Source organism: Arthrobacter oryzae (assembly GCF_030718995.1).
GTDB lineage: Bacteria > Actinomycetota > Actinomycetes > Actinomycetales > Micrococcaceae > Arthrobacter > Arthrobacter oryzae_C.
Map to the genome: position 1 here is coordinate 463,345 of NZ_CP132204.1, position 13,669 is coordinate 477,013.

12 protein-coding genes are annotated in these 13,669 nt (G+C 68.1%); 3 read left to right on the plus strand and 9 right to left on the minus strand.

The genetic code is table 11. The features are described from left to right. Positions 1-79: 79 nt before the first annotated feature. From Q8Z05_RS02170 to Q8Z05_RS02205, 8 genes are all read right to left on the minus strand, one after another. On the minus strand, positions 80-826 hold the full coding sequence (locus tag Q8Z05_RS02170; RefSeq protein ID WP_305941869.1) for an SDR family oxidoreductase: 747 nt from the start codon (positions 824-826) through the stop codon (positions 80-82). Next, complete coding sequence (locus tag Q8Z05_RS02175; RefSeq protein WP_305941870.1) at positions 823-2,199, minus strand: glycosyltransferase 87 family protein; 1,377 nt, start codon at positions 2,197-2,199, stop codon at positions 823-825. Before Q8Z05_RS02175 ends, Q8Z05_RS02170 begins: the two co-directional genes overlap by 4 nt. 232 nt (positions 2,200-2,431) lie before the next feature. Continuing rightward, on the minus strand, positions 2,432-3,802 hold the full coding sequence (locus Q8Z05_RS02180) for an MFS transporter (RefSeq protein WP_305941871.1): 1,371 nt from the start codon (positions 3,800-3,802) through the stop codon (positions 2,432-2,434). After that, on the minus strand, positions 3,799-4,332 hold the full coding sequence (locus tag Q8Z05_RS02185) for a winged helix-turn-helix transcriptional regulator (protein WP_305941872.1): 534 nt from the start codon (positions 4,330-4,332) through the stop codon (positions 3,799-3,801). Before Q8Z05_RS02185 ends, Q8Z05_RS02180 begins: the two co-directional genes overlap by 4 nt. A gap of 55 nt (positions 4,333-4,387) precedes the next feature. Next, a complete protein-coding gene (locus Q8Z05_RS02190; RefSeq protein WP_305941873.1) occupies positions 4,388-5,656 on the minus strand; it encodes a glycosyltransferase 87 family protein in 1,269 nt (422 codons plus the stop codon). 6 nt (positions 5,657-5,662) lie between these two features. Beyond that, positions 5,663-6,832, minus strand: coding sequence for a cystathionine gamma-synthase (locus tag Q8Z05_RS02195; protein ID WP_305941874.1), 1,170 nt, complete (start codon positions 6,830-6,832; stop codon positions 5,663-5,665). A gap of 51 nt (positions 6,833-6,883) precedes the next feature. Then, a complete protein-coding gene (locus tag Q8Z05_RS02200; protein WP_305941875.1) occupies positions 6,884-8,269 on the minus strand; it encodes a cystathionine beta-synthase in 1,386 nt (461 codons plus the stop codon). Between the two features lie 86 nt (positions 8,270-8,355). Continuing rightward, positions 8,356-8,787 (minus strand): VOC family protein, encoded by a 432-nt coding sequence (locus Q8Z05_RS02205; protein ID WP_305943460.1) that lies wholly within the window; start codon positions 8,785-8,787, stop codon positions 8,356-8,358. 152 nt (positions 8,788-8,939) lie between these two features. Between Q8Z05_RS02205 and Q8Z05_RS02210 the strand changes: the two genes are divergently transcribed. The 3 genes from Q8Z05_RS02210 (at position 8,940) to Q8Z05_RS02220 (ending at position 11,895) form a co-directional block, all read left to right on the plus strand. Then, entirely contained in the window at positions 8,940-9,920 is a 981-nt protein-coding gene (locus Q8Z05_RS02210) for a DNA-3-methyladenine glycosylase family protein (RefSeq protein WP_305941876.1), read from the plus strand. Positions 9,921-10,072: 152 nt separating this feature from the next. Continuing rightward, positions 10,073-11,065, plus strand: a complete 993-nt coding sequence (locus Q8Z05_RS02215) for an ABC transporter ATP-binding protein (RefSeq protein WP_305941877.1) — start codon at positions 10,073-10,075, stop codon at positions 11,063-11,065. Then, a complete protein-coding gene (locus Q8Z05_RS02220; RefSeq protein ID WP_305941878.1) occupies positions 11,065-11,895 on the plus strand; it encodes an ABC transporter permease in 831 nt (276 codons plus the stop codon). The genes Q8Z05_RS02215 and Q8Z05_RS02220 overlap by 1 nt, the downstream gene beginning before the upstream one ends. Before the next feature lie 78 nt (positions 11,896-11,973). Here Q8Z05_RS02220 and Q8Z05_RS02225 read toward each other — a convergent pair whose 3' ends face one another. Beyond that, positions 11,974-13,650 (minus strand): AMP-binding protein, encoded by a 1,677-nt coding sequence (locus tag Q8Z05_RS02225; protein ID WP_305941879.1) that lies wholly within the window; start codon positions 13,648-13,650, stop codon positions 11,974-11,976. Between the last annotated feature and the right edge of the window lie 19 nt (positions 13,651-13,669).

The following is a 13,669-nucleotide window of genomic DNA, read 5'->3' on the forward strand; positions in this document are numbered from 1 at the left end:
ACTCGCAGTTGACGTCGTCAAAAGCGCTTTTCACGACGTCAACTGCGAGCTACTTGGGTTGGCTGGCGGGTGGGTGAACCTAGGCCGAGAAGCCGCCGTCGGCCTTGATCAGCTGCCCGGACACCCAGCGGCCCTCCGGCGACAGCAGGAAGGCCACGGTTCCCGCCACATCCGCAGGGGTACCGAGCCGCCCGCCGGGCTGGCGGCGCGTGAGGTCCTCGCGCAGCTGCTGGTCCATCCAGCCGGTGTCCACCGGGCCGGGATTCAGCACGTTCGCCGTGATCCCGAGCGGGCCCAGCTCCCGCGCCGCGGCAATCACCGTCCGGTCCAGGGCACCCTTGGACGCGCCGTACGGAAGGTTGAACGCCGTGTGGTCACTGGTCAGCGCCACAATGGCGCCGCCGTCGTGTGCTGCCTGCCGGGCGAACGCAGCGATCAGCTGCCAGCTGGCCCGCGTGTTGACGGCGAAGTGCCGTTCCCAGCTGGCCAGGGTGGTGTCCAGGATGCCGGAGTCCACGGACTCGGCGTGGCTGAGGACCAGCCCCTGCAGCGGTCCGGCCTGCTCCGCGGCCGCGGCCATCAGCCGCTCCACGGCCAGCGGATCCTCCAGGTCAGCCGGCAGGGCAACGACCCGCGCGCCGGTTGCCTCCAGCTCCGCTGCGAGGCGTTCGACGTCGTCGGGCTGGACTCCCCAGGGCATCCGGGAGTCGTATTCCTGCCAGTAGGTCAGCACTAGGTCCCAGCCGTCGGCGGCGAGGCGGCGGGAAATGCCCGCACCGATTCCGGCGAGGCGGCCGACGCCGGTCACCAGGGCTGTCCGGCTCATGCGGGCACCTCAGCCAACGAGCCCCGCCGGAGCACCACGAGCCAGCAAGCCAGGATTGCCACGGCGCAGAACACGCCGGCGCTGGAGGCCATAAGCCACGGTTCGGGTGCCTGGAAGTCAAGGTTCTCCGCTCCCAGGGCCTCCCCGATGCTCTTGGGCGAAAAGAAGAACACGATGATCGAGGCACCCAGCACTCCGCCCATCAGCCAGCGGGTGGCCAGGTGGCGGTGCGGCGTCTCGCGCAGGGTCCAGGCGAACGCGGGGAGGACGGCCGCCATCCACACCCAGTGGTGTGACCAGGACACGGGGCTGATGAGCAGCATGGTGAGGGCGGTTGCCGAAATGGCCACCACCCTGGCGCCCTGGTCGCTGGCGGCCTTGATCACCATGGCGCCTATGCCCGTCACCAACAGGCTCAGCAGGAGCCACGGGACGGTGACTCCGGCTTCGGGAACACCGAAATGCAGCAGCGCGCCCTTGATGGACAGGTTGTCCACGTAGCCTGCCCCGCCGATCCGTGAGGTGTCCGGGAGGATCTCCAGCCAGAACCGGAATGATTCCGCCGGGCGGACCAACCATCCCAGGAGCACGGTGGCGGCGAACCCGCCGGCCATGTTGAAGAGCCCGCGCCAGTCCTTGCGGACCAGGAAGTACAGCCCGAAGACCAGCGGCGTCAGTTTGATGCCGGCTGCCATGCCCACCAGGAAGCCGCGGCCCGGGAAACCCTGGTTCCAGCGCTGGTTCCGGGCCAGGAGGTCGGCCGCCATGAGCCCCATCAGCAGAATATTGATCTGGCCGAACGCCAGGGTCTCGCGCCACGGGCCCAGGTTGATGACGGCCAGCAGCAGGATGACAGCGCCCCACCGGTTCCGGGTTGCCTTGAAGCCGGAAACTGCCGTGGACCCGGGCGCTCCGAAGGTGCTGCGCCAGTCCTGCTTGGCACTCCAGTAGCGCACTCCGCGCACGGCAACCCACACGGCCACGGCAGCACCGGCGGCGTTGAACAGCATCAGGGCGGATTCCTCCGGCAGCCTGGCCAGCAGGCCGAAGAGCAGCGCGGCGAACGGCGGGTACGTGAACGGCAGCTCCGGCCCGCCGGCCCAGCCCACGGTCCGGCTGTAAAGGTTCGACGGCGCCTGGCCGGCTTCGTTCAGGATCTTGCCGCCGTGCCAGTAGACACTGAAATCGAGGCCCTGCTCGCCCCACACGTCAAGCCGTGCGGACATGAACAGCGCAGCCGCCAGCACGGCCGCCAACGTCACGAGCTCCCCGGCGATGCCCCAGGCCAGCCTGCTGCGGTACCAGGCCCCAGCGGGCGCTGCAGCCTTGATCGCCTTCTCGGTCCCAGGCTTTTTCGCGGCAAGCAGTGCCATCCCGTGTCCCCAAACGTTGTTCCTGCAAAGGGCGCCACTGTAGGCGCGTTGCGCGCAAATCGCGATGATGTGCCGGCTGACCCGCGCCGGATCCGGCGCTTTGTCCTCACATCCTACTGAAACAGCGGCCCGGTCCCCCGCTACGCCCCGGCGTGGCACGGCAAGCCGCCGGGAATGCTACGCCCGGGTAGGCCCGGGTAGGCCGACGTTAGCCCCAGGGTGGCACCTGCACTCAGTGCTCGGCGGCCCTGGCCTCCACCAGTACGGGTTCCCGCGTTCCGGCGTCCTTGCGGATGGTGGCGCTAATGACGGCGGCAATGGTGCACATGGCGGCAGCGCCGAACCAGGCGTAGGTGTACTGGCCGGTGGCGTCGCGGATTGCACCGGCGCCCAGTGCCGCGGCGGCTGCGCCGAGCTGGTGGGCGGCGAACACCCAGCCGAACACCACGCTGCCGTCGGCGCCGAACACCTGGCGGCAAATGGCGGCAGTGGGTGGGACCGTGGCCACCCAGTCCAGACCGTAAATCACCACGAACACGATCATGCTGGGCTGGACCGTGGCGCTGAGCAGCAGCGGCAGCACCAGCAGGCCGATGCCGCGGAACTGGTAGTAGACCGCCAGCAGGATGCGCGGGTTGAAGCGGTCCGTCAGCCAGCCCGAGGCGATGGTGCCCACGATGTCAAAGATTCCAACGACGGCGAGCAGGCCCGCCGCCGTCGTTTCCGCCATGCCATGGTCGTGCGCGGACGGGATAAAGTGGGTGCCGATGAGCCCGTTGGTGGTGGCCCCGCAGATGGCGAAGCCGGCCACCAGCCCCCAGAAGGTCCGGACCCTGCTGGCGCGTTTGAGCACCTGGAGTGCCCGCACGGCGGCGTTGCCGCTCGGGACAGCCGTAGCCCCGTTCGGTGTGGCGTTCCCGCCGGAACCCGGTGCGGCGGCCGGCTCCGGTGCGGTGTCGGCGCCGTAGGGCAGTACTCCTGCGTCGGCGGGTGAGTTCTTGAGGAATTTGAGAACCAGCGGCACCACCGCCAGTGCACCGGCGGCAATGAGCAGGGAGGCCTGACGCCACCCGGGGTCCTGGGCCAGCATGGCAATGAAGGGCAGGAACACCAGCTGTCCCGCGGCGCTTCCGGCCGTCAGGATGCCGATCACCAGGCCGCGGCTCTTGGTGAACCAGGTGTTGGCGATGGTCGCCGCGAACACCAGCGCCATGGATCCGGTTCCCAGCCCGATCAGCAGCCCCCAGGTCAGCAGGATCTGCCACGACTGGTTCACCAGAACGGTCAGGGCGCTGCCGGCGCCGATCAGGACCAGCGCCACCGACGTCACGGCGCGGATGCCGAACCGTTCCATGAGCGCTGCGGCAAAGGGCGCGGTGAGGCCGAACAGCACCAGGTTGATGCTGACGGCGGCGGACAGCACGGTGGTGGACCAGCCGAACTCGCTCTGCAGCGGCACCATCAGGACGCCGGGGGCGGCCCGGAACCCGGCGGCGCCCACCAGGGCCAGGAATGCGACGGCGGCAACGATCCACGCGGGATGGAGCCGACGGCGCGGCTTCTTGCTGGGCGCGGACGGAAGGGTGGCCTCGGAGGCGCTCATGCCGCGGGTCCGTTCTGTGAAACCGGGGCGGGGGAAGATGCCGGGGCGGCCGTGGCCAGCCGGACGGGCTCCGCCGTGCGGGTGAGGCTGTGCCAGCTGGTGTTTTCCGCGGTCAGCCGCTCACCGCAGGCGGTGCAGCTGTCCGCGGAGGACGTCCGCTGGCCGCAGGTTGAGTGGATGACAAACATGTGCGCCTGCTCTGACGGTGCCGGGAGATGCTTTTCGGCCCAGATCACGACGGCGTTGAGCACCGGCAGCGCATCCTCGCCCTTCCCGGTGAGCACGTACTCCTGGCGGGTGCGGCCGCCGTCGTCGTACGGCTTCCGGGTAAGAAGCCCGTCGTCCACCAACCCGGCCAGGCGTTTGGTGAGCACTGAATCGGCCACCATCAGCCGCTTCTTCATGGCGTCGAAGCGGCCGTTGCCGAAGAAGACTTCGCGGAGCACCAGCATGCTCCAGGGATCGCCCAGGATGTCCAGGCCGCGGGCCATGGCGCAGGTGCGTTGGGACCAGTCAGAGCGGAGTGCCATGCAGGAAACCCTAGCTAACTCTCTTCAAGAAAGCTAGCTCGCCCGGGTAAAGAAGTCAGCGGAGCGCGGCCCTGGACGGACGGTAGGCCAGGGCCCAGTACGCCAGCATGGCGATGCCGCACACCACGCCCAGGCTGGACACCGTGAGCTGCCACTGTGTCTGCGGGTCCTTGCCCCATTCCTGGGCGCCCGCCATCACGGCCAGGTACTTGGGCGTCAGGTAGAACGCCACCACGGAGGCAGCCACGATGGCCCACCCGGCGAGCCGCATCCGCCCGTCCTTCGAGGGGACGCGGTGCAGCGCGAACGCCATGGACGGAAGCGCCACGGCCATCCACACCCAGTGGTGGGACCAGGAGACCGGGCTGATGAGGAGCATGAGCACGGCGGTGGCGGACACGGCCACGAAGTTCTCGTCGGCGTCCACCGCCCATTTGATGACGAGCGCCGCCACGCCCACCAGCGCCAGGGACAGGACCAGCCACACGGCGCTGGTGAGTCCGGAGTCCGGCAGGCCGAGGTGGAGCAGCAGGCCTTTAACGGACAGGTTGTCCACGTAGCCGGGCCCGCCGATCCGTCCGGTGTCCGGCAGGATTTTGGTCCAGAACGTCAGCGAGGCATGCGGGAGCACGGCCCAGGACAAAGCAATGGAACCGAAGAAGCCCGCAGCCATCCAGCCGAGCGCCTTGAAGTCCCGGCGAACCAGGAAGTACAGCCCGAACGCGAGCGGCGTCAACTTGATCCCTGCCGCCAGGCCGATCAGCAGTCCGGCCGGCCACCGCAACTCACCGGCCCTCGACTTCCCGTACAGCGCGAAGTCCGCGAGGATCAGGCCCATCAGGATGATGTTGATCTGGCCGAAGTCGAACGTGTCGCGCCACGGGCCCAGCAGCAGGATCGCCGCCGTTCCCGTGAGCGCCACGACCCGGAACCGCCAGTCGGCGAACGTATCCTTCCAGCGGCGGAGCCCGAAGTAGTGCCGGGCCAGCCACGCGGACACGACGGCGGCGCCCGCCAGCGCCGTCGTGATGAAGATGAGGCTGCTCGCGCCGATGCTGAGCGTGGCCAGCAGCGCGAACAGCAGCGCGGCGAACGGCGGATAGGTGAACGGAAGGCCGTCGCGCGGCGCATACAGCTCGTTGACCCCGGTCTCGTCAGTCTGCAGCACCCGGCTGCCGCCGTAGTAGTAGACCTCAAAGTCGTTCATCAGCGGAATGTACGCGGAGTACAGAACCACAAGGGCAAGGACGACGGCGGCAGCGCCGGCCGCCGTCGCGAGCCAGCCGCGGGTGGTGGCCGATGCGGCCCGTAGCGAGGTGGTCACCGGCTGCTAACTGCCCGTCCCGATGAAGGTGAGGGCGTGCTCCAGGTCCGCGATGAGGTCCTCGACGTCCTCGATGCCGCAGGACAGCCGGATCAGGTTGACCGGAACAGCGAGTTCGGTTCCCTTGACGGAGGCGTGCGTCATTTCCGAGGGGTAGTTCATGAGCGACTCTATGCCGCCCAGGGACTCGGCCAGGGTGAACACGGACGTGTTTTCCGCGACCGTGCGGGCCGCGGCTTCGCCGCCCTTGAACTGCACGGACACCATGCCGCCGAACTTCTTCATCTGCTTCCTGGCCAGTTCGTGGCCGGGGTGCGAGGGCAGGCCCGGGTACAGCACGGCTTCCACCTCGGGCCGCTGCAGCAGCCATTCGGCCACTGCCTGGCCGTTGTCGCTGTGCCGGTCCATCCGGACACCGAGGGTCTTGAGCCCGCGGGTGGTGAGAAAGGCATCCATCGGGCCGGACACGGCGCCGACGGCGAACTGGACGAAGCCGATCTTCTCCGCAAGCCCGGCGTCGTTGACCACGATCGCGCCGCCCACGACGTCGGAGTGGCCGCCGATGTACTTGGTGGTGGAGTGCACCACGATGTCCGCTCCGAGTGCCAGCGGGGTCTGCAGGTAGGGCGAGGCGAAGGTGTTGTCCACCACGAGGAGGGCGCCGGCGTCGTGCGCCAGTTTGGCGAGCGCCTCAATATCGGTGATCTTCATCATCGGGTTGGATGGGGTCTCCACCCACACGAGGCGGGTCTTGTTGGCCGCGATGGCAGCCGCGACGGCGTCGAGGTCGGCCATGTCCACGGGGGTGTTCCCGATCCCCCAGTCGCCCAGCACGCGGCTGATCAGGCGGTAGGTTCCGCCGTAGGCGTCGTTGCCCAGCACGATGTGGTCCCCGGGGCGGGTGAGTGCCCGGATGAGGGAGTCCTCCGCGGCCAGGCCCGAGCTGAAGGAGTACGCGTGCGAGCCGCCTTCGAGCGCCGCCAGCTGTTCCTGCAGGGCGTCGCGGGTGGGGTTGCCGCCGCGGCCGTACTCGTAGCCGTCACGGAGCCCGCCAATGCCGTCCTGGGCATAGGTGGAGCTGAAGTGCAGCGGGGGTACAACGGCGCCGGTGCGTGGCTCGAAGGCCTGGCCGGCGTGGACGGCGCGGGTGTTGAACCCTTGGTTTTCGTGGGACATGGAGTTCCTTTCGGCTGCTGATCGTTCCTGGAGATCGTGCCTGGAGCAGGATTAGTGGCTGAGGTAGGCGAGGAGGTCGTGGCGGGTCAGGATGCCCACCGGGGCGCCGACGAACGTCACCATCACGGTGTCCACGTCGGAAAGCAGTTCGCGGGCCGCGGAAATGGTTTCCAGAGACCCGATCACGGGCAGCCTGGGCCCCATGTGTTCGGAGATCTTGTCCGTCAGCTTCGCTTCGCCGCGGAACAGCTTGGAGGTGAGGCTCCGTTCGTCCACGGCGCCCAGTACTTCACCCATGACCACCGGCGGTTCCTGGGAGAGGACGGGGATGTGGGAGACGCCGTACTCGTTCATGATGTTGATGACATCGCGGACGGTTTCGTTCGGGTGGATGTGCACCAGCTCCGGGAGTTCACCGGTCTTCGACTTGAGCACCTCGCCCACCGAATCCTCTTCGCCGCCGGACAGGAACCCGTAGGACCGCATCCACTGGTCGTTGAAGATCTTGGCCAGGTAGCCGCGGCCCGAATCGGGCAGGATCACTACCACCACGGCGTCCTCGGGCAGGTCCTTGGCTACCCGCACGGCTGCCACCACGGCCATGCCGGAGGATCCGCCCACCAGCAGGCCCTCTTCGCGGGCCAGCCTGCGGGTCATCTCGAAGGACTCGGCATCACTGACGGCAATCACGTCGTCCGGAACGGCTTTGTCGTAGTTGGCCGGCCACATGTCCTCGCCCACGCCCTCCACGAAATACGGCCGGCCGGTACCGCCCGAGTACACGGAACCTGCCGGATCGGCGCCAATGATCCGCACGCGTCCGCCGTCGGCTTCTGGCCGGTTGGCGGAAACTTCCTTGAGGTATCGCCCGGTTCCGGTGATGGTGCCGCCTGTGCCGGCTCCGATCACGCAGTGGGTGATCCGACCGTCGGTGTCGCGCCAGATTTCGGGTCCGGTGGTTTCGTAATGGCTGCCGGGGGCCGCGGGGTTGGAGAACTGGTCCGGTTTGTAGGCACCGGGAATTTCGGTGACCAGGCGGTCCGACACGCTGTAGTAGCTCTGCGGGCTGTCCGGGGCGACGGCGGTGGGCGTCACCACCACTTCGGCCCCGTACGCCTGAAGGACGGCGCGCTTGTCCTCGCCCACCTTGTCCGGCACGACGAAGACGCAGCGGTAGCCCTTCTGCTGGGCAACCAATGCCAGGCCAACACCAGTGTTGCCCGACGTGGGTTCAACAATGGTTCCGCCGGGGAGCAGCTTGCCGTCCCGCTCGGCCTCCTCGATCATCTTCGCCGCGATCCGGTCCTTGATGGACCCGCCCGGGTTCAGGTATTCCACCTTGGCCAGGACGGTGGCTTTGATGCCGTCGGTGACGTGGTTGAGCTTGACGAGGGGCGTATTGCCGATGAGGTCCAGGACGGACGGGGCGTACTTCATAGGTACAAAGTTACCGTCTCGGACCTGTTCCCCCTGCCTCGGCGGCGGGCCGCGCCCGCGCCCCGGGCCGGAGCGTCCCCCGGCGGCTACGCTCCGATGTCGTTCGCAGCGGCTTCAGGGCTGGCGGCAGGGTTGGAGCCGGGTTCGGCGTTCTGCCACAGGCCAACGATGTTGCCCTCGCTGTCCTTGAAGTAGGCGTTCCATCCCATGCCCGGAACCTCCATCTTGGCCCGGTAGACCGCGCCGCCCAGAGCGGCGATCTTCTCAAGCGCTGCATCGATGTCCTCGACGTCAACCGTGACAACCGGGGCGGTCAGGTCACCGCGCTTGAACAGCCCGCCATTGATCGCCCCGGGAACTGTGGGCCTGCCCTCCTGGTCCATCGGCGTCGTCATCGCCAGGCTGTATTCCATCTCCGGCAGGACCTGAAATTCCCACCCGAAAGCGGATGTGTAGAAGCCCCGTGCGCGGTTTTCGTCGTCCGCGGGGATCTCGAAGTGCACCACTCCTCCGGCCACTGTTCTCACCTGGTCCTACCCTCTGGCCCCATAGGCCGGCGCGGGCGGTCCGCGCCACATCTGGAGTCTAGGCCCGGCTCGCCGCGACGGGCAGGGCCGTTCGGCCTTGCTGGTTTTCCTGGCCTGTCAGCCCTGCGTGGGACGATAGTCCCATGACCATCGCAGACGTCCCCGCCGGCCTGGCCGCCGCGGCGGACGCCTCGCTGCGGTGGCATCCCGGCGGCCCCTTCAACCTCCTGCAGAGCCTCGGCACGCTCATGCGCGGGAACGGGGATCCGGCGTTCTCGCCGGGGCCGGACGGGCTCTGGATGGCCTTCACGACGCCGGGCGGCCCGGTGACCCTGCGTGTCACCGTTTCCGGGGATCCGCGCGAACCGGCGGTTGATGTCCAGGCCTGGGGGCCGGGCTCGGACCAGGCCGTGGCCGCCGCGCCGCGGATGCTGGGCAGCGGGGACGACTGGTCCGCTTTCGACCACCCCGAGTTCCACGCCACGCTCCCCCGGATGGTGGTGGAGGCACGACGCCGGAACCTGGCGCTGCGGCTCCCGGCCACCGGCCGCATGGTCGATTCCCTGGTGCCCACCATTCTTGAGCAGAAGGTCACCGTCATCGAAGCCCGGCGGGGCTACCGCTACCTGGTGTACCGCTTTGGCGACGCCGCCCCCGGCGCCGGCGCGGCCGCACCGGCCGGGCTCCGCCTCCAGCCCACGCCGGAGCAGTGGCTGCGCATCCCGTCGTGGGAATGGCACAAGGCAGGCGTTGGCCCGCAGCGGTCGGCGACCGTCATGCGGGCGCTGCGTTCCGCCGTCGCCCTTGAACGGCTGGCGGCGGTGCCGGCGGCGGAGGCGGCAGCCACAATGCAGACCATTCCCGGTATCGGCGTGTGGACCACGGCGGAAGTGGTGCAGCGGACCCACGGCTGCCCGGACTCCATCGCGGTGGGCGACTACCATCTCGCGGCCTACGTCGGGGCCGCGCTGACCGGCCGGAGGACGGACGACGCCGGGATGCTGAGGCTGCTGGCCCCGTGGCAAGGGCACCGGCAGCGGGTAGTGCGGATGATCGGCCTCAGCGGGTTCCGGAAACCCACGTTCGGCCCCCGCATGACCATCCAGGACCACCGCCGCCACTAGCCGCCGCCACTGACTACACAGCGCGATCTATACAGCGCGAACGGACACGTGCGGCCCCGCCGCTGTGGCCGCCACTGTGGACGCCCCCGCCCGCCGGGTATAGCGTGGCGGCATGGCGCCCGGCAGTCAGAACCGCCGGCAGCCAGAACGCCATGACCCGCAGCCTGGAGCGTCCCGTGATTCACACCCGGAAACTCACCAAGAACGTCACGGTCAAGAAGGAAACCGTCGAGGCCGTCAAGGGCGTCGACATCGACGTCGCCCCGGGTGAACTCGTGGCGTTCCTTGGCCCCAACAGCGCGGGCAAATCCACCACCCTGCGGATGCTGACCACGCTGCTCCGGCCCACCTCAGGAACTGCAACGGTGGCCGGCGTCGACGTGTCAGCAGACCCGGCCGGGGTACGGGCACGGATCGGGTACATCGGCCAGGGCAACGGCGGCGGCCACAGTTTCCGGGTGATTGATGAACTGGTCATGCAGGGACGGTTCTACGGCATGAACACCGCCGATGCCGCCGCCAGGGCGCAGGAGCTGCTGACGTCCCTGGACCTGGCCGACCTCGCCAAACGCACGGTCATCAAACTCTCCGGCGGGCAGCGGCGCCGGATGGACGTGGCCCTGGGCCTCATGCACTCACCGCAGCTGCTGTTCCTGGACGAACCGTCCACCGGCATGGACCCGCAGAACAGGGCCAACCTGTGGGAACACATCATGCGGATGCGGGCCGAGCGCGGGACCACCATCGTCCTCACCACGCACTACATGGACGAAGCCGACTCCATGTCCGAGCGGGTGATCGTCATTGACCACGGCCGGATCATTGCCGACGATACCGCGGCCCGCCTCAAGGCCAACCTGGCCGGTGACCTGCTGGCCGTGGACGTGGCGGCCGATGCAGCGGCCGGCGTCCGCGGGCTGCTGGGGCGGGCGGCCGCCGGCGGTGACGTGCAGGAGAACACGCACGACGGCGTGGTCAGCTTCCGCCTCCGGCTTACTGAAGGGGCCCGGCTGGCGCCCGGTTTGCTGAAGGAAATGCACGACGCCGGCGCTCCCGCCCAGTCCCTGGAGCTGAAGCCGCCCACGCTGGACGACGTGTTCCTGGAGCTGACCGGCCGCAACCTCAGGGAAGGGGCGAACCGCTGATGACTGTGCAGGGTACCCCCGGCTTCGTGAAGAAAGCCGGCCTCGGCCAGGTCCTCCATGACACGAGGTACGTGTTCTGGCGGGAGATGCTGCTGCCACTGCGCGACCCCTTTTCGCTGGTCTTTTCGCTGCTCCAGCCGCTCGTCTTCCTGGGCCTGTTCGGGCCGCTGCTCGTTTCCGCCGTGGGGGCGCCGGCGTTCGGCGGGCAGTCCACCCTGCAATGGTTCCTGCCCGGTGTGGTGGTGATGATCGCGTTGTTCGGGACGTCCATGACCGGCTCCAACCTGCAGTATGAGCTGATGACGGGTTCCTACGAGCGGATCCTTGCCACGCCGCTGTCCCGCTCGTCCCTGATGATCGGGCGGGCCTTGAAGGAATGGGCGCCGCTGGTGGTGCAGGGGTTGCTGATCGCCCTGGTCTGCATCCCGTTCGGCTTCGTCTTCTATCCGCTGCACGTGCTGTTTGGCCTGGTCATCCTGGGCATCTTCGGCATCGGCCTCGGCGCGTTGTCCTACTCGCTGGCCCTGGTCTCGCAGAACAAGGAGTGGATCTTCTGGGGTGTGCAGCAGACGCTGCTGTTCCCGCTCATGATCCTCTCCGGCATCATGCTGCCCATCGAAGCGGGGCCTGACTGGATGAAGATTGCCAGCTTGTTCAACCCGCTGACTTATCTCGTCAATGCGGAGCGGGAGCTGTTCGCGGGGAACAAGCGGGAGCTGTTCGCGGGGAACATTGGTGCGGACACGCTTCTGGGGCTCATCGCGGCGGCGGTGACTGCCGCCGTCGGGCTCGTGGTGGGAGTCCGGGCCATCAACCGGAACGTCAGCTAGCGGGCGGGGCCTTAACTGTCCGTTCGCGCTTCCCCCACCGCAGGCTGAGCGCGAACGGACACTTGCGGCCCTCCCGGATCACAGCCCCAGCCGGGCCACGGCCTCCTGCCGCATCTCCACCTTCCGGATCTTCCCGGAGACAGTCATGGGGAAGCTGTCGCGGACTTCGACGTAGCGCGGGATCTTATAGTGGGCCAGCTTGCCCCGGCAGAAGTCCGCGACGCCGGCCGCGTCCACCGGTTCCGCTCCGGGTTTGAGGATGATGCAGGCCATGAGCTCCTCGCCGTACCTGGCATCGGGGACGCCGATGACCTGGACGTCCTGGATCGAGGGATGGGTGTAGAGGAACTCCTCGATCTCGCGGGGGTAGATGTTCTCGCCGCCGCGGATCACCATGTCCTTGATCCGGCCCTCGATCACCACGTAGCCGTCGTCGTCCATGCGGGCGAGGTCTCCGGTGTGCATCCAGCCATCCGCGTCGATTGCCTCGGCGGTTTTGTCCGGCTGGTTCCAGTACCCCTTCATGACGGAGTAGCCCCGGGTGCACAGCTCGCCGATCTCCCCGCGTTCCAGCACGGTGCCCGTCACCGGGTCCACCACCTGGCTCTCCAGCTGCGGCATGGTCCGCCCCACGGTCTTCGTGCGCTGCAGCATGGTGTCGCCGGCCCGGGTCATGGTGGACACCGGGGAGGTCTCCGTCATGCCGTAGCAGATGGCCACGTCCTTCATGTTCATCTCGGAGATGACCCGGTTCATCACCTCGATCGGACATGGCGATCCAGCCATCACGCCGGTGCGCAGCGTGGACAGGTCATAGGAGGCGAAGTCCGGCAGCGCGAGTTCGGCGATGAACATGGTGGGCACGCCGTAGAGGGAGGTGCCGCCGAAGTCCTGGACGGCTTCCAGCGCGGCGGCCGGGGTGAAGGTCCGTCCCGGAATGATGGTTGCCGCGCCGTGGCTCAGGGCGTTCACGTTGCCGATCACCATCCCGAAGCAGTGGTAGAACGGCACCGGAATCACCACGCGGTCATGCTCCGTGTAGCCCAGCAGCTCGCCGATGGAGTACCCGTTGTTCAGGATGTTGCGGTGCGTGAGGGTGGCGCCTTTGGGGAACCCGGTAGTGCCCGACGTGTACTGCAGGTTGATGGGATCGTCCGGGTCCAGCCCCGCGAGGCGGGCCTTCAGGACGGAATGCCCGACGTCGTCTGCGCGCTTGAGAAGCTCGGCGTACGTCATTTCCGCCTCAGTTTCAGGATCGCCCGCCTGCAGCTGGGGTTGTCCGCCGTCGGGCAGGAACACAAGCTCCTTCAGGTCGGGGCATTCGGCCAGGGCCTGCCGGGCCATGCCGGTGTAGTCGCTGCTCCGGTCCGACGGCGCCACCACGAGCATGCGCATGCCGTTCTGCTTGACCACGAACTCCAGTTCATGGCTGCGGTAGGCCGGGTTCACGTTGACCAGGACCGCCCCGATTTTGGCCGTGGCGTACTGCAGAATGGTCCACTCCGCGCAGTTGGGGCTCCAGATCCCGATCCGCTCCCCCGTGGCGACGCCCCGGGCGAGCAGCGCACGGGCCAGCCTGTCGACGTCGTCGTTCAGTTTTGTGTAGCTCCAGCGGCGGGCATCGGCACCAGGCACGGGGGCCGCCTCGATCAGCGCGTCGTGGAACGGGAACCTGTCCACGATCCGTTCGAAGTTCCGGCCGATGGTCTCTTCGAGCAGCGGGACGTCAGTGTCCCCGGCTGTATAAGCGCGCATGCTGGCACGCTACCAACAG